This is a genomic window from Pseudomonas sp. JQ36, from assembly GCF_053851495.1.
Map to the genome: position 1 here is coordinate 3,245,443 of NZ_CM132642.1, position 21,481 is coordinate 3,266,923.

The window sequence follows — 21,481 nt, forward strand, 5'->3', positions numbered from 1 at the left end:
CCGGGGTGCGTCAACCGCGCTCCGGCGGCACTGACGACAGTTCGAACGGACTGCTGCTGCGCCGTTGGTTGCGATCTTCGCGCGGCGTGGCGCCGAAGAAATTGCGGTAGGCGCTGGAGAAATGCGGCCCCGAGGAGAAACCGCAGGACAGGCCGATCTGGATGATCGACTTGCTGGTTTGCATCAACATCTGCCGAGCCTTGTTCAGGCGCAGTTCCAGATAGTACTGGCTCGGCACGCGGTTGAGGTATTGCTTGAAGATTCGCTCCAGTTGCCGACGGGACACGCACACGTGCTGGGCGATTTCGTCGGTGGTCAGCGGCTCTTCGATGTTGGCTTCCATCAGCAGCACCGCCTGGGTGAGCTTCGGATGGCTGGAACCGAGGCGGTTCTGCAGTGGAATGCGCTGGCGTTCGCCACCCTCGCGAATGCGCTCGACCACCAGCTCTTCGGACACCGCCCCGGCCAGTTCAGCCCCATGATCACGGGCCAGCACCGCCAGCAGCAGGTCGAGCACCGACATGCCGCCACACGCGGTCAGGCGATCGCGATCCCAGTCGAACAGGTGACTGGTGGCGATGACTTTCGGGAAACGTTCAGCGAAATCGTCCTGCCAGCGCCAGTGCACGGCCGCGCGATAACCGTCGAGCAGACCGAGCTGCGCCAACGGATAGACACCGGCCGACAGACCACCGATCACGCAACCGGCACGCACCAGTTGCTTGAGCGCGCTGCTGAGGGCCGGAGCCAGGGTGGTCGGCGGCTCGTCGGCGAGCAAAAAGAGTTTCTGGAAGTTTTCCAGCTTGCCGGTCCACGCCTCGCCCGGCAGTTGCCACGCCCCTTCGGCCGCAACGTCTGTCACGGTTTCGGCCTGGAGGAACGACAATTCGTAAACCACCTCCGGATGCACCCGCTGAGCAACACGCAAGGCCTCCTCCGCCAGCGCCAGCGTCAGAGCTTTAGTGCTGGGCCAAATCAGGAAACCAATTCGATGGGCAGTCATGGGCGGGCAATCCGAAACGAAGAACGGTGATGAAGGCATGGGCCAATGCTAGCCCGTAATCGAAGCTGTCGCAGGTCCATTGTGGGAGCGGGCTTGCTCGCGAAGGCGGTGGTTCAGGCAGCAATGATGTTGACTGATCGACCGCTTTCGCGAGCAAGCCCGCTCCCACAGGGGGACCGAGCCAGCCTTCAGGTCGCGAAGCATGACCTAATCTGGTGCATAACGGCAGCGATTACTTGAGGCTACCTGAGAGGAACTGTTGCAAACGCTCGGATTGCGGATTGACCAGCACTTCGCGCGGGTTGCCGCTCTCTTCAACGACACCTTTGTGCAGGAACACCAACTGGTTCGACACTTCACGGGCGAAGCCCATTTCGTGCGTGACCACGACCATGGTGCGGCCTTCCTGGGCCAGAGCCTGCATCACCTTCAGCACATCGCCGACCAGTTCCGGGTCGAGAGCCGAAGTCGGTTCGTCGAACAGCATCACTTCCGGCTCCATTGCCAGCGCACGGGCAATCGCCACACGCTGCTGCTCGCCACCGGACATGTGGCCCGGGAACGCATCTTTACGATGGGCCACGCCAACCTTGTTCAGGTAGTGCTCGGCTTTCTCGCGGGCTTCGGCCTTGGACACGCCCAGCACGTGGACCGGCGCTTCCATGATGTTTTCCAGCGCGGTCATGTGCGACCACAGGTTGAAATGCTGGAACACCATCGACAGGCGCGAACGCATGCGTTGCAGCTGTTTCGGATCAGCGGCTTTCAGCGCGCCGTCCTTGTTGGCTACCAGTTTCAGCTCTTCGTTGTTGAGCAGGATCTTGCCCGCGTGCGGCTGCTCAAGCAGGTTGATGCAGCGCAGGAAAGTACTTTTGCCGGAGCCACTGGAGCCGATGATGCTGATCACATCGCCGGCTGCCGCTTTCAGGGACACGCCCTTGAGCACTTCGTGACTGCCATAGCGTTTATGCAGGTCTTGGACTTCAAGTTTGTACATGCGGTCGGTTCTCACAAAAACAGTCAGTCAGTCGTTGAGCAAGCGCCCGTGACGCAGCGCTTCGCGCCCCGCCACCTTGGCCAGCCAGAAACCGGGTTGGGCATAGCGCAGCCGTTCAATGGCAAACAGCACCCCGGACGTACCAGCACACACCGTGCTGACCCGATCGGACACAGGGTCGATCACTTCGAAGATCTCATCCCCGGCTTCAACCCACTCGCCGGGTTTACGCAGAAAACTCACCACACCGGGGTGCGGCGCCAACAGTAATTCAGTGCCTTCGAACGGCATGCCTTCGCACGGTTCGTTGACTGGCTTCGGCCACTCGCCAGTGATCAGGCCTTGCTCGGCGAGGAACGCCAGAATGCCTTCGGCCCACGCCACCGCATCCGCGCGGTCGGTATTGGCCTGACCGCCCAGCTCGACGGTAGTCGCCAGACAGGCCAGCGGGATCTGCGCGTCCGGGAACTGCCGCGACAATCGCAACCACGGCAACGAGCACGCTTCATCGAAGGAGCTGCCGCCGGAATCTTCCGCGAGCAAACCGACCTTCACATTCAGATGCGCGGCCAGCGAACGCCACTGCGGCCAATGCTGCGGCAGCGCATACATGTGCAGCGCCGCCTCAGCGTCGCAATGCAGATCAAGCACCACATCGGCGGTGCAGGCATGGCTGAGCAAAACGCGCTGCATGCCTTGCAACTGGCTGCTCGCCTCGGGCAATGCCGCCAGATGATCAGCCATGGCCTGACGGATCAGGCGAATGTTGGCGTGCGGATCGTCACCGAGACTATCAGCCAATGCCGCCGCAACCGGTGCGCTCAGCTCGACGAAATCGCGGTTGAAATTCTTGCCGCTGCCCGCCTCGAAACGCCCCTGATGATTGCCTTGCAGCAATTGGCCGAGGCCCAGCGGGTTGGCGACCGGCACCAGCTCGATCACACCGTTGAGCAGACCTTGGGCTTCGAGTTCGCCGAGGCGCTTTTTCAGCTCCCAGGCGGTGCGCATGCCCGGCAGTTCGTCGGCGTGCAGGCTGGCCTGAATGTAAGCCTTGCGCTCGCCGCTCCCAAACCGGAAGACCGAGATCTTGCGCTCGCTGCCCAGGTGGCTCCACGGCAATACGTGGTCGATGCGTTCCATATCAGTGCTTCCGCGGGGCCAGGTAGCTCAACCAGCGGCGCTCGGCCAGCTTGAACAGCTTCACCAGAATGAAGGTCAGGCACAGGTAGAACACGCCGGCGGTGATGTACGCCTCGAACGGCAGGTAATACTGCGCGTTGACGGTACGGGCCGCGCCGGTGATGTCGATCAGGGTCACGATGGACGCCAGACTGGTGGTCTGCAGCATCATGATCACTTCGTTGCTGTACTGCGGCAGTGCCCGGCGCAGGGCCGATGGCAACAGAATGCGCTTGTACAGTTTGAAGCGCGACATGCCCATGGCCTTGGCGGCTTCGATCTCGCCGTTCGGCGTGGCCTTGAGGCTGCCGGCGATGATTTCGGCGGTGTAGGCGCTGGTGTTGATCGCGAAGGCCAGGCACGCGCAGAACGTCGCGCTGGACAGCCACGGCCACAAGAAGCTTTCACGTACCGCTTCGAACTGCGCCAGACCGTAGTAGATCAAAAACAGCTGCACCAGCATCGGCGTGCCGCGGATCACGTAGGTGTAGAGCCACGCGGCGCCGTTGATGATCGGGTTCTTGGAGACGCGCATCAGGCCCAGCGGCAGTGCCGCCAACAGACCGAACAACAGCGACAGCGCGAGCAGTTTGAGGGTGGTCAGCAGGCCGCCGAGGTACAGCGGCATGGCCTCCCAAATGACGTTGTAGTCGAAGATCATAGATCAGCCGCCCTTACGCCTACCGAGTAGCGCTTCTCAAGGTGACGCAGCGCCAGCAACGAGACACTGGTGATCACCAGGTACATCGCCGCCACTGCGAGGAAGAAGGTGAAAGGCTCGCGGGTGGCATCCGCCGCCTGCTTGGCCTTGAACATCATGTCTTGCAGACCGACCACCGAAATCAGCGCGGTCGCCTTGGTCAGAACCAGCCAGTTGTTGGTGAAGCCAGGAATCGCCAGGCGAATCATCTGCGGCACCATCACCCGGAAGAACACCTGAAAACTGCTCATGCCGTACGCCATGCCCGCTTCGGCCTGGCCCTTGGGGATCGCCATGAACGCGCCACGGAACGTCTCGGACAGGTACGCACCGAAGATGAAACCGAGGGTGCCGATACCAGCGGCCAGCGGGTTCAGGTCGATGTAGTCGTCATAGCCGAGCATCGGCGCGACGCGGTTGAGCAAGTCCTGACCGCCGTAGAAAATCAGCAGGATCAGCACCAGGTCGGGAATCCCGCGGATCACCGTGGAATACAGATCGCCCAGCCACGCCAGCCAGCGAATCGGCGACAGGCGCAACGCGACCCCGATCAGCCCGAGAACGATGGCCAGGGCCATGGACGACAAGGCGAGCTGAAGCGTCAGCCATGCGCCATCGAGGATGACAGCCCCGTAGCCTTTCAACATGATTCAGGTCCTCGAAAGTTGGGATGAAAAAATGGCGCAAACCGCAGAGATCCTGTTGCTTGCGCCATTTCTGACTTGTCGCAGAGACGTGTTACTTGCCGTAGATATCGAAGGCGAAGTACTTGTCCTGGATGGCTTTGTATTTACCGTTTTCACGGATGGCCGCGATCGCAGCGTTGATCTTGTCTTTCAGCGCGTCGCCCTTGCGCACAGCGATGCCTACGCCGTCGCCGAAGTATTTGACGTCGGTGAACTGCGGGCCCACGAAGGCGAAGCCTTTGCCGGAATCAGTGTTCAGGAAGCCGTCCTGCAGCAGGGTGGCGTCAGCCACGGTACCGTCGAGGCGACCGGCGGCCACGTCGAGGTAGATTTCGTTCTGCGAGCCGTATGGCTTGATCTCGGCACCCAGCGGGGCCAGGACTTCACGGGCGAAACGCTCGTGGATCGAACCACGTTGCACGCCGATGTTCTTGCCCTTGAGCTCAGACAGGTTGTCGCTGACAACGGTGCCCTGCTTCATGACCAGACGGGCCGGGGTGTTGTAGTACTTGTTGGTGAAGTCCACGGATTTCTTGCGGTCTTCGGTGATCGACATCGACGACAGGATCGCGTCGATCTTGCGCACTTTGAGTGCCGGGATCAGACCGTCGAACTCTTGCTCGACCCACTGGCACTTGACCTTCATTTCTTCACACAGGGCATTGCCGATGTCGTAGTCGAAACCAACAATGCTGCCATCCGGCGCTTTGGAAGCGAACGGAGGGTAAGCCGCTTCGATACCGATCTTCAGAGGTTTTTCATCAGCGAAGGAATTCAGCGACAGCACGGACAGTGCCAGGGCGCCAAGCAGCACAAGTTTCTTCATCTTGGGACTCCATCGGTAAAGGGCAAAAACGGCAGAGTGAGCGACAGCCCAATATGCGAATGGGTGAATCGGGAAAGCGGTGCAGCATCGGTGGGAAATTTCCCGATGAAACCACCAAGGGTTTCAACGTCAGCCACGATGAGCGAGTGATCGGCATTCTAACGACAGGCCCGAAGCCGATATTTCTTCAATGCGACAACTAATTACAGATGCACAGAGAAAGCCGCTTGAGCGCATTGACAGCCTTGCAAATTCATGCAAGAGCGAAAGACGGTGAACCGATCTATGCTGCAAATTGCGGGCCTATTATTCGCAAACCCTTCTAATCCGGCAAGCGCAGCGTTGTGTCTTATTTTTCACCAGGGGGTTTGAGGCTCTAAAACGGGGCATTGCGTTTCCCTTCGCCCCGCGGCGGGGCGGGCGGTTACACATTTGGTTACTCGGGTAGGCATGGGTAACAGCGGGAAATGGCTTGCACAGGAAATCGATAATTATTGGTTGGGTGGGTTTGGGTTTCTGACAGGGGATTACTGCGGTGTCTGACAGATTGCCTTCGCGAGCAAGCCCGCTCCCACAGGTTGATCGCATTCTGTCTGAAAGAATGCAGGCCCACTGTGGGAGCGAGCCTGCTCGCGAAGAGGCCAGCAAAACCACCACAAACCCACCTGACAAAATAGCCCCGGCTGGACTGCATTCTTCCAGACAGACCACACATCAACCTGTGGGAGCGGGCTTGCTCGCGAAGGGGCCAGCCCTGCCACCCCAAAACCTCCAGACACAAAAAAGCCCCATCCGGCATCACCGGACAGGGCTTTTCAATGCATCAGACAGGCTTAAGCCACATTCATCGTCTTGTGCGTATCAATCAAATGCTGCACCACACCCGGATCCGCCAGGGTCGAGATATCGCCCAACCCATCGTATTCCGCCGTCGCAATCTTGCGCAGAATCCGCCGCATGATCTTGCCCGAACGGGTCTTCGGCAGCCCCGGCGCCCACTGGATCACGTCCGGCGAAGCAATCGGCCCGATCTCTTTACGCACCCAGTTCTTCAGCTCCAGACGCAGTTGCTCGCTCGGCTCTTCGCCATTCTTCAGGGTGACGTAGACATAAATGCCCTGCCCCTTGATGTCGTGCGGCACACCGACCACCGCCGCTTCGGCGACTTTCGGGTGAGCGACCATCGCGCTTTCGATCTCGGCGGTGCCCATGCGGTGGCCGGAAACGTTGAGCACGTCGTCGACACGCCCGGTGATCCAGTAGTAACCATCGGCATCACGCCGCGCACCGTCACCGGTGAAATACATGCCACGGAAGGTCTTGAAGTAGGTGTCGACGAAACGGTCATGATCGCCATACAGCGTACGCGCCTGCCCCGGCCACGAATCGAGAATCACCAGATTGCCCTCAGCCTCGCCCTCGATGATGTTGCCGAGGTTGTCGACCAGCGCCGGCACCACACCAAAGAACGGACGAGCCGCCGAACCCGGCTTCAGCGCATGCGCACCCGGCAGCGGGCTCATCATGTTGCCGCCGGTTTCAGTCTGCCACCAGGTATCGACGATCGGGCAACGGGATTTGCCGACATTCTTGTAGTACCAGTCCCAGGCTTCCGGGTTGATCGGCTCACCCACCGAACCGAGCAGACGCAGGCTGCTGCCATCAGCGCCTTCAACAGCAGCGGTGCCCGAAGCCATCATCGCGCGGATCGCGGTCGGTGCGGTGTAGAGGATGTTGACCTTGTGCTTGTCGACGATCTTCGCCACCCGGGTGATGTCCGGGTAGTTCGGCACGCCTTCGAACAGCAGCGTGGTCGCGCCATTGGCCAGCGGGCCGTAGACGATGTAACTGTGGCCGGTGACCCAGCCGACGTCGGCGGTGCACCAGTAGATTTCGCCCGGACGGTAGTCGAACACGCGCTCGTGGGTCATCGCCGCGTACAGCAGATAACCGCCAGTGGTGTGCTGCACGCCCTTCGGCTTGCCGGTCGAGCCAGAGGTATAAAGGATGAACAGCGCTTCTTCAGCACCCATCTCTTTCGGCGCGCACACGGTGCCCGCCACTTTCATCAGGTCTTCGTACCAGATGTCGCGATGCTGGTTCCACTTGATGTCGCCACCGGTGCGCTTGCACACGATGACTTTCTGGATGCTGCTGGTTTCCGGGTTGGTCAGCGCGTCGTCGACGTTGGCCTTCAGCGAGATTTTCTTGCCGGCACGAATGCCTTCGTCAGCGGTGATCACCACTTTCGATTTGCAGTCGATGATCCGCCCCGCCAGCGCTTCCGGCGAGAAGCCGCCGAACACCACCGAGTGAATCGCGCCGATCCGCGTGCAGGCCAGCATGGCGACCACGGCTTCGGGGATCATCGGCATATAGATAGTCACCACGTCGCCGCGGTGCACGTCCTGACCACGCAGGGCGTTGGCCAGTTTGCACACTTGTTCGTGCAGTTCGCGGTAAGTGATGTTGCGGCTTTCGGAAGGATCGTCGCCTTCCCAGATGATTGCGACTTGATCGCCGCGCTCGGCCAGATGACGGTCGAGACAGTTGTAGGAAACGTTCAGGGTACCGTCGGCGAACCATTTGATGTCGACATGGTGATCGTCGAAGGAAGTCTGCTTCACCGTGGTGAAAGGCTTGATCCAGTCGAGACGCTTGGCTTGCTCGCGCCAGAAACCGTCAGGGTTGACGACCGACTGCTGGTACATGGCTTTGTAGGTCGCCTCGTCAGTCAGCGTATTGGCCAGAACCTCGGGACGAACGGGATACAGAGAAGCCGCACTCATCTTTCTTACCTCGGTGGAATAGTTGTTTTTGTATGACCCCGTTGTAGCCGGGCCGGGCCCATAGAACCATTCGACGATGGTAGTAACAAGCCCCTACAAAACATGGCGATACCCAGACAGCAAGCCCGACGCACTACCCCCAAACACCCCAAACCCCTTGTAGGAGCTTGCCTGCAAGCGATCCAGACAACTCGGTTCCCCAGACAAATTGCATCGCCAGAAAACGCTCTTCCCCACCCTAACGACCGATTGTTACCAAAACCGCCAAAAGTGTTTATCAAAACCCCACCTGTTTACCCTCACCCCACCTGCCTAAAATCCACCTCGCCAACAAGGCAAACGCGATTAACAACGTTACAGCCCCCACGAAGGCCGTTAATCCAGCTCTCAAGTAATAACTGCAAATGATGAAGTTCCACACGCAACCCTAAAAAGGTTGCGTGACCCCACTCGACCTCAAAAAGGTAACTCTGAAATGAAAGCTTTATTGGTTCTGGCCCTCAGCAGTCTGTGCGCAACCGCCATGGCAGACGAGGTCCCGACTGATGTCGCACAGCAACAACCGGTGATCGAGGAATACACTTACTCCACTCACCTGGACATCGCCAAAGTTGTATCGATGAGCGAAGTGCCGAATGTCTGCGAAGTGGTACCGGCCAAAATGGAGTACGACGACTCCAAGGGTCAGCGCCACATCCTGCGTTACAGCGTCATGGGCAACGGCTGCACCAATTGATGATTGAGACTGCACCGAATCGGACCGCTCAGTGCCTCATTTGAGGGTCGATTCCAGCCCGGCTTCGGTCGGGCTCAGTTGTGTCTGGAGTCGTCAAAAATGCTTGCAAAACACTAGATGTAGTGAAAAACCGGTTTTTCTGTTCGTTTTTTGAGCAATTCCACAATCGCGAGATTTTTACGAAAAAAAATCTTCACCCGGCAAAGCCCTGTAAACCCGCACTCTCATCGAAAAACCACCCTCCTCGACCGCTCCATGCGCGGATTCGCCTCAGCACAGCCGTGTTTTTTTCCCTATAATGCCGCCCTAATCGGGTCAGCAATATTCCCTTACAGGGAACAAAAGCCATTCTGAAGCCCCGCAGCAGCGTCAACGCTGATCTGCGCCCGTCAGAGGCTCTCGGAAACCCGTACAAAATTCTGTTTTATTGCCTGCCTTGGCTGCCGCAAAAAACGATTCCTTAAGATCCAACGCGGTCTGTACGACCGTGTGAACAACCAACCAATCAGGTTTCACACGGGGCGACAGGCCCTCACGCAGGAGACGACACGTCATGCTGAGCTGGGACGAATTCGACAAAGAAGACAGTGAAGTAGCAGCAGTGAAAGGCGCCAACGCCGGCCACGCTACTGAAGCCAACATGGACCGCCTCGACAGCGCCGGCGGTGCCGCAGCGCTGGAAGCCCGCGCCGTGACCGCCGACGACTCGGCCGCCGTGGCCCGCGCCAAGGCCGCACTGGATTCCCTCGACGTCGCCGAAGGCCTCGCCGAGCTCGAAGGCGCCTCCGCCCGTGTCGCCGTTGACGAAAAGCGCATGATCAACTGCCGCGCCGACCTCAACCAACTCGTACCATTCAAGTACGACTGGGCCTGGCAGAAATACCTGGACGGTTGCGCAAACCACTGGATGCCGCAAGAAGTCAACATGACCGCCGACATCGCCCTCTGGAAAAACCCGGAAGGCCTGACCGACGACGAGCGCCGCATCGTGATGCGCAACCTCGGCTTCTTCTCCACCGCCGACTCCCTGGTTGCCAACAACCTGGTCCTGGCCGTGTACCGCCTGATCACCAACCCGGAGTGCCGCCAGTACATCCTGCGCCAGGCCTTCGAAGAGGCGATCCACACCCACGCCTACCAGTACTGCATCGAATCGCTGGCCATGGATGAAGGCGAGATCTTCAACATGTACCACGAGATCCCATCGGTCGCCAAAAAGGCAGCCTGGGGCCTGAAATACACCCGTTCGATCTCCGATCCGAAGTTCGAAACCGGCACCCCGGACACCGACAAAGAACTGCTGCGCAACCTGATCGCCTACTACTGCGTTCTGGAAGGCATCTTCTTCTACTGCGGCTTCACCCAGATCCTCTCCATGGGCCGCCGCAACAAAATGACCGGCGTCGCCGAGCAGTTCCAGTACATCCTGCGCGACGAATCCATGCACCTGAACTTCGGCATCGACGTGATCAACCAGATCAAAATCGAAAACCCACACCTGTGGGATGCCGAGATGAAAGAAGAAGCGACCCAGATGATCCTGCAGGGTACGCAGCTGGAGATCGAATACGCGCGCGACACCATGCCTCGCGGCGTACTGGGCATGAACGCGGCGATGATGGAGGACTACCTGAAGTTCATCGCTAATCGTCGTTTGTCGCAGATTGGTTTGAAAGAGGAATATCCAGGGACTACGAACCCGTTCCCTTGGATGAGCGAGATCATGGACTTGAAGAAAGAGAAGAATTTCTTTGAGACGAGAGTGATCGAGTACCAAACTGGTGGTGCGTTGAGCTGGGACTAATGGTCTCGCTTGGCACGATTTGACGATTGCTGCTTGAGTCGCCAAGTCGAGAAAGCAAAAAGCCCCGATCTGATCGGGGCTTTTTTATTGGACGAAATAAAAAAGGTATATGACTGAACGCCTCTTGCTACAGCGGAATAATCATTGAAGGGCGCTTCGACTTCACCTCATCATCGAAAAATTGCCTGAACGTGATGACATTATCGTAGCCCGCATAAGCAGACTCTTTAGCTTTCTTCAGGGACTCCGGAACGATCAGGGTGATTGAGTTTTTACCCATCTCAGTAATAGCCTCACTCGACACACGGTCATCAACAGTAGCGAGAAAAATTGCTCCAAACGGTTTCTCTAACGCCAACTGTTTCCATCTTTCACGCAGGGTTGTTTTCAAGGAAACAATAACAGCGTCCCCCTTGATGTTGAGTTCCTTAACGTCAGGTAAAACAAAATCCGGCCGGCGCCCACCAAAGACAGCCTGTGCTTCATGACGAATTCGACCTTCCTTGAAAAGCCTCGCCACGTGATGCTCAAAAGAAAGCCCGGCCCTGCTTTTACGGGTTTGCGCCGCGCTAAGGAAAATCGAGTCGAGCTCAGAAAATGCCCGTACAAGATTACCAACAGGATCACCTCCCCCATGAAGGAGAAGGCGGGCGACTTGAGCTGCTCGAAAACGGCGCTCCGCTTGCTTATAGATAGAGTATTCGATGTCTCTACTAATACGCATTACCGCATCACCAGGCTCGCGAACACAGAAGGGGTTCATGTGGCGAAGATCGTTTTCGTAAAGCCATTTATCCTGCGCCATTCTGGCTAGCGCGTCTGGAGTAGGCAGAGCCTGATTTTTAATAAACTGCTCTAGCGTTCCATCTTTGATCGCTTGCGATAACTCGGCAATGAGCTGATCGGTTTCGGAAGCAGGCTGAGCAATAGCCGCCGGATCGAAAAAATCATAGTGAAAGTCGGCGCTTAGCTCGAAAGCCGTCTCAATAATTTCCGCCTCTTCGCTTATCGAGTCGACAACAATAAGCCAATAGAGCGCACCAGATATAGCTTGCTTCAGCTTTCCGACAACAAGCAATGAGGCAGGGGAAAGCGATCGAAATTGCTCTTTTGGTACCCCCGTGTGATGCCATTCATATCGCGGTCTTTCTGTCTCCTTACCGGGATTTCGCTTCGAATAGTATTTGATCGTGGAGGTTTTTATTTCCCCGGAGGATGGCCAGAAGGTCTGATAATCAACTTCGAAAATGTGCGGCTTCTCTGGCTGTAAATTTTTCAGCTTCGGAAAAAAATCAGACTCTGCAATAGTACGAGGAATGAAAGGGCCATTCTGGTGGCCATTATCTGCACTGTCTGCCCATGATGAGTCATTGCGAGACAGCTTCTTAATGAAGATGCTCTCACTTTGATTGACCAAAGTAGAAATATCATTCCATTCAGGATGGAAACCCATCTTTATTCCTTATTTATGACTTTCAGCTGAGCTTAGGTAAGCAAAAAAGCTCGACCGACTGAACCACCCGATTACTGTGCAAACTTGACTAAAACCGCAAATCAGCACGCGCTAATGTGAGAAATCGCATCGTGAATTCAACATGGTTTCGTCGATCTGGAAATATTTCGATCCATTTTTAAGCCAGCTAGCAATCAGGTCAACAAGCAATGAGGACTTCCCTTTGCTCATTGACCGTACAGCACACTCCCAAACGACAAGAACTCTCCAGCCCATCGCCTTGAGCGCTTCTTCCTGCAGGCTGTCGCGTTTTTGATTTTTCCCGATCTTCTCCAGCCAGAACTCGGGGCGAGTCTGAGGAACCTTAAAATATTTACACGCATGCCCGTGCCAAAAACAGCCATGTACAAGGATGAGCGCGCGATATTTCGGCAACACCAGATCTGGTTTACCGGGAAGGTCTTTGACGTGCAGACGAAAGCGAAAGCCCCGCGCATGCAGGGCCTTGCGGATTAGAATTTCAGGCTTGGTATTTTTACCCTGAATTCCAGCCATCATTCTTGAACGAGTAGCTACATCCACGACATCAGTCATTTCGCATCCATATTGTCGTCAGATCGGCCGAAGCGTCTCTAGCATCAAGTGGGAAGGGCGAACTCCAATTGAGGCTGCCCAGTATCGGCCATTTTCTCTTTCGCTTTCAGGATGCGCTCTTTCATCAACCGGGCTACCGCTTCGAAAACCGGAACGGCAACCGAGTTTCCAAACTGACGATATGCCTGGGTATCGGACACTGGAATCACAAACTTGCTTTCCCCCGGTTTGTCGAAACCCATCAGACGCGAGCACTCATGCGGAGTCAGACGACGCGGACGATTGAGCTGATTCAATTCATTGTTGAAGTCCAGCGTTTCCACAAATCCACGGTCAACCAGGATTTCCGACCCGTCTTTGTGATATCTCGCTGAGAGGGTGCGAGCAATGTCGTTAGGACGGGTCAAACCAAAACCAAATCCGTTGCCCTTCTCACGATGCTTAGCAGCGTAGCGGTAGAGATAATCCCAAAGCTTCGGGGTAAGGATGTATTTTTCGTCCACTTCCCTATCAAGCAGATCACCGAAACTAGGTCGCTGCTTTGGTATGAGCTTGCTGATTTCACTCAGAGTGAATCCTTGGTGAACATTCAGATCACGCCGGAAACCGACCAGAACTATTCGCTCACGATGTTGCGGCACAAAGTGTCTGGCATCGATAACCTTCGGATCTGACCCCTTTGGCGCATTTACATCTGCAACCTCGTAGCCCAATTCATCCAGCGCTTCGCAGATGATCCGGAACGTATTGCCCTTGTCATGGCTTTTGAGGTTTTTCACGTTCTCAAGCAAGAATGCAGCCGGGCGTTTCGCGGCAATAATCCGCGCCACGTCGAAAAACAGAGTGCCTTGGGTCTCGCACTCGAAACCGTGCTTACGCCCCAGGGAGTTCTTCTTGGAAACACCTGCAAGCGAAAACGGCTGGCATGGAAAGCCTGCCAACAGAACATCGTGATCAGGAATTTCACGATCAATATTCTTGTAGGCTTCCTCGTCGCTGATTTCGGGCTTGTCTGAAAGCGTGACCGAGCGGATATCGAGATTGAAGCGATGACGAGCAGGATCGCAGTAGTGGTTCGCCTTGTACGTTTTAACGGCGTACTTGTTCCATTCGGATGTGAACAAGCACTCGCCGCCGATGGCTTCAAACCCTTTTCTGATACCGCCGATACCGGCAAAGAGATCGATAAAGGTGAATGAAGGTTTGTGGTTCAAACGCTTGGGCAGCAGATCCTTGAGGCGGGTGAACTCAATGTGGGAAAGCTTCGGCGAAGCCTTGCCCTTGATCCATCTATTGATGGTTTCACGGCACCAGTGATTCGGGCTCACATCGTTGAGAATTTCGGCCAACTGCCCTTGGTCATAGATTTCCAGCAGTTTGTGCAGCAGCGCCAAGTCAGTTACGGGATGGGTATCAGGCTCGTAAGAAGCCGAGGTTGCTTCGCTCATGGATTCAAAAGACGGTGTTTCAAAAAGATTCATGAGCCCGAAATTCCTCTGGGTCAAAGCTGTGACGAATGGTCACCATTCTAGCCCGCAAAACTTCAAAGTAAATGAAATTTCCTATATTCCGTGAGATGGTCGTGGCGACACGGATATGGGAGCTGCTGGATTCGATGGCGGACAAATACTGGATATAAACACAGCATAATTTACTCTGCGTCTTTGTCCAGGTTTCCTTTCGCCTCAGGATCAGTAGGAAAATTCGCTGGTTGACGACCATCCGTGATGCCCCTACCCTCAGCTACGAGCCTAAGAAACTCTACAAACCAGAGCGGTCCTCCGCACCCGACAGTCATGCGGCTTTTTTTCGTCTGCGGTTTCTCTACGCCTGCGAAAAATCCCGTTATGTCGGGAGTGGGCGAATACAAGACCCGAAAGGGGAATATGTCCGGCCCGTCTCTGGTGGGTTTCTTAGCTCCCGACACCCTAACGAATGCCCTAAGAAAGCAGCCAGAGGTAAATGGAAATGCCTGACTATCCAACCTTCATGATGAAGGTGATTCGCTGTACCCGCCGTTTGAATTCCGTGCTTCCTACTCGGGAGGCACGCCATGTCTGAACCACTTCTCCCGACTCGTTTCACCCGCAACAAAACCCACCTGCATGCCCTTCTGGTCGAGAACCAGGCGTGGTTCTGCGTCCATGAGCTGGGCCGGTTGATGGGCAAACATCTTGATGAGCGCCAGTTGCGCAAACTCGACGCTGATCAGCGGCAGATGATGCGTGTAGAAACCTATGGCGAATCTGAGGACCACATGATGGTGAGTGAGTCCGGCGTGTATGCGCTGCTGATCTATCACTACTGTCCTGAGTATCGGCAGCTTCGTGAGTGGCTGACGCATCAGGTCGTGCCTGCGCTGCGTGATGCTCGTCCGACGCGCTCGGTTGAGCGTCCGACGCTGAGTGTCTTGAGTTGGCCGCAGATGTCGCTGAGTACGTTGCACTGGCAGGACGAGCCGTGGATTCGGTTGCGGGATATGCCTTGTTTGCTGGCGGAGGATCCGTTCAATCGACAGGAGACCTGGTGGCGTAAGGCTTCTCGATTGTTGCGTGGTTGCTGAGGGTTTCAAGATCCGCTGTTTGAGGTTCAAGCCGCGGATTTTTTGTGGCTCAAAATCCTTTTTTTGGAGGGACGACGCCCACCGCCCCATACACTCTGTACTGACACCCAAATCAAACAGCGACAATTCCTAACCTGATCCAAGACCCGTCCTACAGCCTCAAAGCATCACCTTCGTTAACGTCGCCCGGCTTCATTCCGGTGCGACCTATAAATGAACGAAAGGATGATCAGTGGCTGGCAAAAAGGATATTCCCCGGGTCAGGAATCCACCTTCGGGTGACGGGCATCACGTCACCTACCGGTTCATGAACGCGACCGAACTGGCCGAGCGCGAAGCCACGCAGAACGCTTACGAGGCCATGCTGGCCCGGCAGGATGCGTTTGAGCGCAGCCGGCAGGTCGCAGCCAAAAAAAACGACGCGGTCAGGGCCGGATGTGTGTTCGCGAAGTCTTGCAAGCTGCCGGACGCCATCATTGACTACTCGAATCCTTCAGGGATGGTGCCGACCGACAGCCTGAAGGATTATGGCGAGTTCGCACTGCTTGGTGCCCGTGAAGCCGATGACGCTGGGCTGCACAACCTGCAAACCATCAGCGGAGATACTGTCGCACTTGGCCTCGGGCGCCTTGCTCTTCGCAGCCCGGCACTCGCTACGCCAACGGCAGGTCTGGGAGCAGCCATCGGCGCGACCAGTGCCGCACTCATGACCGGCATGGTCGCTTTGCTCTGGACACCCAGTCTGGGTGACAGCGCTCTCTACACCGACGAACAATTACGCGCCCTCAAGCAGGCCCGCACCCGTGTTCGCCTGCGCATTGAGCAGCAATCCGATGGCGCTCTAAAAGGTTATGCCTTCTACACCGGTAAGAACCGGGATTGGGAAATGGTCGAGGTCGTGAAACTTGAGACCCGCGACACCCAGTACGTCGCCAACCTGGGTGAAGGCGTCGAGCTGATCTGGACACCCGCCGTAGACGGCTCGGACATCCTCGGCATTCCGGCTCTGGAAGCCGCCCCGCAGACACCGCATATCTGGGTTTACCCGCCAACGAAAGCGGCGAACGACATCCTTGTGAATCCGGTTTATCCACAGGAATACAAGGATTTCATTCTGGTGTTTCCAGAGAGTTCGGGGGTAAGGCCGGTTTATATTGTGGTGAGTGTTTCTGATCACAAATATCATCCGGCACCCAAAGGATTAAGTGCGTTTCCCGACGCAACACCCGCAAAACAGAAGACCAGGGTCAAAGGACGAGGTACTCGTATGCGCTGGAAAACCAAGGATGGGCTAATTCTGGAATGGGATTATCAACATGGAGCGGTAGAGATGTACGACAAACGCGGTCGGCATCTGGGCGAATTCGATGCTGATACTGGAGAGCAGAACAAACCGGCCGATCCAAAAAGAAGGATAGAACCATGACTCACGTAATTTATGCATTTGATCGATCCACCGAAGCTCTGATTTTCGAAGTGCCTATCTCGGCAGAGGATATCGAGAAGTTGCGAGTCATCATGAAATGGAATGACGCAGAAGACGAACTCTACGGTTACGATCTTGACTCTCAGCAGTTAGCACAACTGGAAATGTTAACTGGAAGATCCTTCTACGATCCTCAATACGATTACCAACTGGCTAGCTATGGTAACTAACGGTCCAAGGCAACCCAGCGATGGTACGAAGACAGCAGATCCATGATTTTTCTAATCGAAGCATTTGATAAAGAAAGCGGTTTTCTGGCATTTGAAGAGGAACTCCCAAGTGGATCTGATCAGTCTATAAAAGCCATCATGGAATGGACGCTGGAACAGGAAGGATGGGAGGGATACGATCTCTCACACGAACAGCTTAGTGCCCTGGAAAAACTCTTGGGAAAGAAAGTTTATAACCCTGCTTATAAATTTCAGCTCAGCTGCAATGTGTAACCGATGGTTCTGACACCGGTGAGCAGAACAAACCGGTCGCATGTTCACCGGATTTGGGGCTGCTTCGCAGCCCAGCGGGAGCAAGCTCCCTCGCCACAGGGGTGATGTACTGCCTGCAGTGGCGGGGTGAGGATTGAAATCTGGTTGATGCCTGGAATCGTCAGCAGGATGGCTCCCACAGATTCCGCATCATCTTGAAAACAATCAGTGCAACCCGCCGCGCCTCCCGCTATTAATACCCCTCCCCCACTCAAGGATCCGAGCCCCGCCATGAAATTCGATCTCGCCTACTGCCTCAGCCTCGACGACAAGTTGTCGATCTATGACGTTCGCGATCTCAATTTTGATGAGACGGTGGCGTTCGATTCTGCGAAGGAGCATTTCCAGTGCCCCAACGACGCCTGTCGTGCGGCGTTCGATGCGTCCAATGAGTTGGGTACGTTCAACGCCAAGAACGTGAATTACGTGCGCACGCCGCACTTCAAGAATCTGCCCACAACGCAGCATGTGGCGGGTTGTCCGTATGTGAGTTTGAAGGCGTCGGCGTCGGGGGTTGAGGCGGCGGATGGCGAAGTGGATGACGGGAGGGAGGAGCATTTTCCGTCGGAGTTGTTGCTGACGCGGCGTGAGTATATGCGCAAGCCTGCTGCGCCGGCGGGGGCGGCGGATGTGTTGCGGGATGATCCGGTGCGGGTGGCGCAGGTGAGTTCCAATGAGTCGCCGGGGCGTGAGACGGCGCCGGACAAGACCAGTGTGTTTGCGCATCCGGTGGAATGTTTTGTGTCGAACTTCGCCGACAAGGAGTTGCTCAAGCGCATGCCGTTGAAGATCGGCGAGCACACGGCGCCTTATGGCTCGTTCTTCAAGAAGATCGAGTATCTGACGGACAACAAGGGGTTGATTTACTGGGGCAAGATCAAGGAGATCAAGGATTACACCCAGAGTTTTCGTATCGATTTCGAGCAGAAGGTCTGGTTCAAGCAGGCGGATGAGGCGAAGAAGAAGCCGTATTCGGTGAACGTTTACTTGAGCAAGAAGTTGATCGACAACTACCGCAAGCGCAAGGCGTTTCTGGAAGAGATCAAGCACGCGATCGACAGCGACAAGGAGTTGTTCTGTTTCTTCTATGGCGTGACGCCGGAGTTGAAGCAGGTGCCGAGCAAGAAGAACCCCGAACAGACGTTCGGGGTGTTCAGTGCCAACATCGAGAACCTGGATCACTTTATTGTGCGGGAGGCGCCTGGGTTGGCGTGATGGCTAGCCTTTGGGCAGTTGAAGTTCGACCGCGCCTGGGTGTTGGTTGACGACGGAGTACGGCAGGATCGACCAGTCTGGCCTGTCGCAAGAGCGTTGTGCTCGAGCGAAGTAGGCGCCCAGGTACAGGCCCTTATCAGTGAAGTACCACGGCGTAGTTCCCCAGATGCTTTCATCTGTGAAATCACAGTCGTCATCTTGCGCCGGTTTCTTCATTTCCGTGGGGTACAAGGCAGTGAATTCCTTGATGACCCAAGGCACCAACTCTTTGCTGATATACCGATAACGCGCGTCACTCTCCGCCTCGCTCAGCGGTTTGTCGCCCAGGCTGTCGCGCTCGGCGTGTAGCAATGGTTTGCCTTCACCGACCCACAGCACATCTTCAAGCGACAGTGGGTGGCCGGTTTTCACGTCGATGTTGAGCGGGGAATCACCGAAATCCGGATGCGCGCCGCCGCAGTAGTAGCTGGTGGAGATGTTCAGGCTGACCACGGCTGGCGAGATCATTTTCGGTTCTGCCTGCTGCATGAATTCGACGTTTTCTCCGCCCCGCAGCTGGCAGCTGTGGTAACTGATGACCTCATTCCAGAGTCGCCCGAGCAACTGCTGGTTTACCCGTTGCTGATCATCTTTCGACAGTCCGGACTCCACGCTGAACAGCGAGATTTTTGTCTCAGGCTCCGTCCACCATTGCAGGTCGTAGCCCATGAAGTTTTCTTTCTTCGCCGGTTTCAGTTTGATTCCCAGCAGGCGCAGATACTCGTAAGGCTCGTCGTATGGCAGCGCGGCAATGAACGGCAAAGTTGCTGACGTTGGCGCGGGAAGTCTGGCCTCTGCAAGTTTAACCGGCAGTTTCTTTCCCTGCGGACTTTGCCATTCACCCTGCCAGCCATTGGCAGTTTCTTCCAGCTTCAAGGTTGGCAACGGTTTGTCGTCGCCATAGCGGTTGTTGCCTTCGACGAGGTTCAACGTGCTGTCTTGGAGCGAGCCACTGAGCTCCAGGTCGCGGTGATACTTCTCGTAGAAGTAGCGGCCGGTAACTTCGTCCTGCTGCGTGGTGTTGAGCTCCACCACAATCGGCATCTTGCCCAGCGTGCCGGTGAACACGCGCCGGCCCTCCTCGGCATGGGCGGTGGAAATCAGTGTGAACAGCGCCGCAGCGTATGGCGCCAGGCGCAGCAGTCCCTTGAGCATGGATCGATCCCTGAATGAATGAGGCTGCGGAGTATGCAGAGGATGCGCGCAGGAATCGAGGCTCTACTTGAGCAGCATGCCCAGCATCACGATGATCAGCAGTGCGATGTACACCCAAGCATGCACCCGATCCGGTAGCCGCCCGATCCACGGCGTGGCCATTCGAATCCCGACCAACGACCCCAGCGTCAGCACTGCAAACGCCAGCAAATTCACATACCCGACAAACCATGCGCCCAGATCCGTCTCGCTGAAACCAGCCAGCGCCATATACGTCAGCGTCCCGGCCACCGCCACCGGCACGCTCAACGGGTTCGCCATGGACGTGGCTTGGGACATGCTCAGTCCGCAGCGGCGCAGGAGCGGCACGGTCATGACGCTTCCTCCTACACCAAGGAACGTGGCAATGGCGCCGATGCCTACACCGCCGACAGATATTTCCTTGCGATCCAAACCGCGTGGGATGACGCCTTCGCTGCGGGTGAGGAAGCCGCGTCTGAGCAGGCAGTCGATGATGGTCAGGCCGAGGTAGGCGATGAAGGCGTAGCGGATGACCTCGCCGCTGACCCACACCGCGGCTATTGCGCCGATGATCGCGCCCAAGGCGATGAAGCCGCCGAGCGGCCACAGGTAATGCCGGATCAGGTTGCCGGCGCGGCGGTGTTTGTCGGTGGCGATCAGGGCGTTGACAATCATCACGCAGGTCGAGGTGGCGACGGCGATGTGCATCGCCGATTGGCCGATGGGGTCGTCGGCGCCGTGGCTGGCGCTGAGCATGCGGTACAGCAACGGCACGACGACGAAGCCGCCGCCGAAGCCGGAGAGCACGGCGGTGATGCCGGTCATACAGCCGAACAGGGTTAGCAGGAGGTAGAACACGGCGCGTCTTCCGGTGATGGGGAGCGGTCGACGATAGAGCGACGCGGCTTGGCCTGCTTCAGCAACTCAGCCAATAATGTTTGCGTTTACGCCAACTGCCGGGAAACGCTCGATGCGCAATGTTTCGATCAATCTGCTGGATGACACGCCGCGCCCGGTGGTGGCGATCGGTACGGATTATTCCCACGGCCATCTGTTGCCATTTCATACACACCGGCGGGCGCAGTTGTTGTACGGCGCGACTGGGGTGATGCAGGTTCGTACTCATGACGGCAATTGGGTTGTGCCGCCGCAACGAGCGGTGTGGATTCCGCCGGGAGTGGCACATGAGGTGCTGATGCTCGGCGTGAGTACGCGCAGTTTGTACATCGAGCCGGGGGCGGTGGACTTGGGCGGGCGCTGCCAGGTGATCAGCGTTTCGCCGTTGATGCGGCACTTGTTGATGGAAGCGGTGGAAGTGCCGCTGGTTTATGACCTCGACCGTCGCGACGGCGTACTGATCGACCTGCTCCTGCATGAACTGGCGCGGAGTGCGCCCCTGCCCTTGCACATTCCGTTGCCGACTGACGGAAAGCTCCTGGCTTTGTGTCAGACCTTTCTGCATCAACCCAACGCCCATCAGTCGCCACAACACTGGGCCGAGCAGTTGCACATAAGCTTGCGCACCTTCAACAGACTGTTTCGGCAGCAGACCGGGTTGAGCTTCAGCCAATGGCGGCAACAGGCTTGCGTGGTGCTGGCGCTGGCGCGGTTGGCCGCCGGTGAGGCGGTGACGCGGATCGCCCTGGACTTCGGTTATGAGAGCCCGGCGGCGTTCTCGACGATGTTCCGGCGCATCCTCGGACAGGCACCGTCCGTCTGGTTGGAGGCGGCGAAATAGGGCAAATCAAAAAAT

Annotated in this window: 20 protein-coding genes; 8 read left to right on the top strand and 12 right to left on the bottom strand. The window is 56.7% G+C overall.

The annotated features are described in order from the left end of the window. Positions 1 to 10: 10 nt before the first annotated feature. The 7 genes from argR to acs form a co-directional block, all read right to left on the bottom strand. A complete protein-coding gene (argR, locus tag ACS4NR_RS14560; protein WP_027612635.1) occupies positions 11 to 1,003 on the bottom strand; it encodes a transcriptional regulator ArgR in 993 nt (330 codons plus the stop codon). Positions 1,004 to 1,235: 232 nt separating this feature from the next. Beyond that, a complete protein-coding gene (locus ACS4NR_RS14565) occupies positions 1,236 to 2,000 on the bottom strand; it encodes an ABC transporter ATP-binding protein (RefSeq protein WP_003227281.1) in 765 nt (254 codons plus the stop codon). Between the two features lie 27 nt (positions 2,001 to 2,027). Further along, a complete protein-coding gene (locus ACS4NR_RS14570) occupies positions 2,028 to 3,140 on the bottom strand; it encodes a M14 family metallopeptidase (RefSeq protein WP_166496519.1) in 1,113 nt (370 codons plus the stop codon). 1 nt (position 3,141) lies between these two features. After that, positions 3,142 to 3,840, bottom strand: a complete 699-nt coding sequence (locus ACS4NR_RS14575; protein ID WP_047599666.1) for an ABC transporter permease — start codon at positions 3,838 to 3,840, stop codon at positions 3,142 to 3,144. After that, positions 3,837 to 4,526, bottom strand: a complete 690-nt coding sequence (locus ACS4NR_RS14580; protein ID WP_003227287.1) for an ABC transporter permease — start codon at positions 4,524 to 4,526, stop codon at positions 3,837 to 3,839. Before ACS4NR_RS14580 ends, ACS4NR_RS14575 begins: the two co-directional genes overlap by 4 nt. A 91-nt stretch (positions 4,527 to 4,617) precedes the next feature. Beyond that, complete coding sequence (locus ACS4NR_RS14585) at positions 4,618 to 5,391, bottom strand: ABC transporter substrate-binding protein (RefSeq protein ID WP_027612633.1); 774 nt, start codon at positions 5,389 to 5,391, stop codon at positions 4,618 to 4,620. Positions 5,392 to 6,224: 833 nt separating this feature from the next. Next, a complete protein-coding gene (gene acs / locus ACS4NR_RS14590; protein WP_007963105.1) occupies positions 6,225 to 8,180 on the bottom strand; it encodes an acetate--CoA ligase in 1,956 nt (651 codons plus the stop codon). A gap of 475 nt (positions 8,181 to 8,655) precedes the next feature. Between acs and ACS4NR_RS14595 the strand changes: the two genes are divergently transcribed. Both ACS4NR_RS14595 and ACS4NR_RS14600 read left to right on the top strand, forming a co-directional pair. Then, a complete protein-coding gene (locus ACS4NR_RS14595; protein WP_027612631.1) occupies positions 8,656 to 8,916 on the top strand; it encodes a DUF2790 domain-containing protein in 261 nt (86 codons plus the stop codon). Positions 8,917 to 9,469: 553 nt separating this feature from the next. Continuing rightward, positions 9,470 to 10,720, top strand: a complete 1,251-nt coding sequence (locus ACS4NR_RS14600; protein WP_027612630.1) for a ribonucleotide-diphosphate reductase subunit beta — start codon at positions 9,470 to 9,472, stop codon at positions 10,718 to 10,720. A 127-nt stretch (positions 10,721 to 10,847) separates the two neighbouring features. On the opposite strand, the gene ACS4NR_RS14605 is transcribed toward ACS4NR_RS14600, so the two are convergent. From ACS4NR_RS14605 to dcm, 3 genes are all read right to left on the bottom strand, one after another. Continuing rightward, positions 10,848 to 12,173: a type II restriction endonuclease gene (locus ACS4NR_RS14605; protein ID WP_456017741.1), complete on the bottom strand. Its 1,326-nt coding sequence runs from the start codon at positions 12,171 to 12,173 to the stop codon at positions 10,848 to 10,850. A 111-nt stretch (positions 12,174 to 12,284) separates the two neighbouring features. Further along, complete coding sequence (locus tag ACS4NR_RS14610) at positions 12,285 to 12,767, bottom strand: very short patch repair endonuclease (RefSeq protein WP_456017742.1); 483 nt, start codon at positions 12,765 to 12,767, stop codon at positions 12,285 to 12,287. Positions 12,768 to 12,811: 44 nt separating this feature from the next. After that, positions 12,812 to 14,248, bottom strand: a complete 1,437-nt coding sequence (dcm, locus tag ACS4NR_RS14615) for a DNA (cytosine-5-)-methyltransferase (RefSeq protein ID WP_456017743.1) — start codon at positions 14,246 to 14,248, stop codon at positions 12,812 to 12,814. A gap of 572 nt (positions 14,249 to 14,820) precedes the next feature. On the opposite strand from dcm, the gene ACS4NR_RS14620 reads away from it, so the two are divergent. The 5 genes from ACS4NR_RS14620 (at position 14,821) to ACS4NR_RS14640 (ending at position 18,513) form a co-directional block, all read left to right on the top strand. Continuing rightward, complete coding sequence (locus ACS4NR_RS14620) at positions 14,821 to 15,330, top strand: BRO-N domain-containing protein (protein WP_456017744.1); 510 nt, start codon at positions 14,821 to 14,823, stop codon at positions 15,328 to 15,330. Between the two features lie 232 nt (positions 15,331 to 15,562). Then, complete coding sequence (locus ACS4NR_RS14625; RefSeq protein ID WP_456017745.1) at positions 15,563 to 16,756, top strand: S-type pyocin domain-containing protein; 1,194 nt, start codon at positions 15,563 to 15,565, stop codon at positions 16,754 to 16,756. Then, positions 16,753 to 16,986: a DUF7683 domain-containing protein gene (locus tag ACS4NR_RS14630; RefSeq protein ID WP_456017746.1), complete on the top strand. Its 234-nt coding sequence runs from the start codon at positions 16,753 to 16,755 to the stop codon at positions 16,984 to 16,986. The genes ACS4NR_RS14625 and ACS4NR_RS14630 overlap by 4 nt, the downstream gene beginning before the upstream one ends. A 42-nt stretch (positions 16,987 to 17,028) precedes the next feature. Next, a complete protein-coding gene (locus tag ACS4NR_RS14635; RefSeq protein ID WP_456017747.1) occupies positions 17,029 to 17,259 on the top strand; it encodes a DUF7683 domain-containing protein in 231 nt (76 codons plus the stop codon). A gap of 270 nt (positions 17,260 to 17,529) precedes the next feature. Further along, positions 17,530 to 18,513 carry a hypothetical protein gene (locus tag ACS4NR_RS14640; RefSeq protein WP_456017748.1) on the top strand — a complete coding sequence of 328 codons (984 nt, stop codon included), beginning with the start codon at positions 17,530 to 17,532 and terminating at the stop codon, positions 18,511 to 18,513. Positions 18,514 to 18,516: 3 nt separating this feature from the next. On the opposite strand, the gene ACS4NR_RS14645 is transcribed toward ACS4NR_RS14640, so the two are convergent. Both ACS4NR_RS14645 and ACS4NR_RS14650 read right to left on the bottom strand, forming a co-directional pair. Beyond that, complete coding sequence (locus ACS4NR_RS14645) at positions 18,517 to 19,707, bottom strand: hypothetical protein (protein ID WP_456017749.1); 1,191 nt, start codon at positions 19,705 to 19,707, stop codon at positions 18,517 to 18,519. A 63-nt stretch (positions 19,708 to 19,770) separates the two neighbouring features. Then, complete coding sequence (locus tag ACS4NR_RS14650; protein ID WP_456017750.1) at positions 19,771 to 20,586, bottom strand: sulfite exporter TauE/SafE family protein; 816 nt, start codon at positions 20,584 to 20,586, stop codon at positions 19,771 to 19,773. 112 nt (positions 20,587 to 20,698) lie between these two features. Here ACS4NR_RS14650 and ACS4NR_RS14655 point away from each other — a divergent pair, with 112 nt between their 5' ends. Next, on the top strand, positions 20,699 to 21,466 hold the full coding sequence (locus ACS4NR_RS14655; protein ID WP_456017751.1) for an AraC family transcriptional regulator: 768 nt from the start codon (positions 20,699 to 20,701) through the stop codon (positions 21,464 to 21,466). The last annotated feature ends 15 nt before the right edge of the window (positions 21,467 to 21,481 follow it).

What these genes read in the sequence shown, in the direction of transcription:
- ACS4NR_RS14640 (WP_456017748.1), top strand. Translation starts at nt 17,530, where the DNA reads ATGAAATTCGATCTCGCCTACTGCCTCAGCCTCGACGACAAGTTGTCG.
- ACS4NR_RS14580 (WP_003227287.1), bottom strand. Translation starts at nt 4,526, where the DNA reads ATGTTGAAAGGCTACGGGGCTGTCATCCTCGATGGCGCATGGCTGACG.
- acs (WP_007963105.1), bottom strand. Translation starts at nt 8,180, where the DNA reads ATGAGTGCGGCTTCTCTGTATCCCGTTCGTCCCGAGGTTCTGGCCAAT.
- ACS4NR_RS14645 (WP_456017749.1), bottom strand. Translation starts at nt 19,707, where the DNA reads ATGCTCAAGGGACTGCTGCGCCTGGCGCCATACGCTGCGGCGCTGTTC.
- argR (WP_027612635.1), bottom strand. Translation starts at nt 1,003, where the DNA reads ATGACTGCCCATCGAATTGGTTTCCTGATTTGGCCCAGCACTAAAGCT.
- ACS4NR_RS14585 (WP_027612633.1), bottom strand. Translation starts at nt 5,391, where the DNA reads ATGAAGAAACTTGTGCTGCTTGGCGCCCTGGCACTGTCCGTGCTGTCG.
- ACS4NR_RS14610 (WP_456017742.1), bottom strand. Translation starts at nt 12,767, where the DNA reads ATGACTGATGTCGTGGATGTAGCTACTCGTTCAAGAATGATGGCTGGA.
- ACS4NR_RS14565 (WP_003227281.1), bottom strand. Translation starts at nt 2,000, where the DNA reads ATGTACAAACTTGAAGTCCAAGACCTGCATAAACGCTATGGCAGTCAC.
- ACS4NR_RS14605 (WP_456017741.1), bottom strand. Translation starts at nt 12,173, where the DNA reads ATGGGTTTCCATCCTGAATGGAATGATATTTCTACTTTGGTCAATCAA.
- ACS4NR_RS14655 (WP_456017751.1), top strand. Translation starts at nt 20,699, where the DNA reads ATGCGCAATGTTTCGATCAATCTGCTGGATGACACGCCGCGCCCGGTG.
- ACS4NR_RS14635 (WP_456017747.1), top strand. Translation starts at nt 17,029, where the DNA reads ATGATTTTTCTAATCGAAGCATTTGATAAAGAAAGCGGTTTTCTGGCA.
- dcm (WP_456017743.1), bottom strand. Translation starts at nt 14,248, where the DNA reads ATGAATCTTTTTGAAACACCGTCTTTTGAATCCATGAGCGAAGCAACC.
- ACS4NR_RS14630 (WP_456017746.1), top strand. Translation starts at nt 16,753, where the DNA reads ATGACTCACGTAATTTATGCATTTGATCGATCCACCGAAGCTCTGATT.
- ACS4NR_RS14570 (WP_166496519.1), bottom strand. Translation starts at nt 3,140, where the DNA reads ATGGAACGCATCGACCACGTATTGCCGTGGAGCCACCTGGGCAGCGAG.
- ACS4NR_RS14575 (WP_047599666.1), bottom strand. Translation starts at nt 3,840, where the DNA reads ATGATCTTCGACTACAACGTCATTTGGGAGGCCATGCCGCTGTACCTC.
- ACS4NR_RS14600 (WP_027612630.1), top strand. Translation starts at nt 9,470, where the DNA reads ATGCTGAGCTGGGACGAATTCGACAAAGAAGACAGTGAAGTAGCAGCA.
- ACS4NR_RS14620 (WP_456017744.1), top strand. Translation starts at nt 14,821, where the DNA reads ATGTCTGAACCACTTCTCCCGACTCGTTTCACCCGCAACAAAACCCAC.
- ACS4NR_RS14595 (WP_027612631.1), top strand. Translation starts at nt 8,656, where the DNA reads ATGAAAGCTTTATTGGTTCTGGCCCTCAGCAGTCTGTGCGCAACCGCC.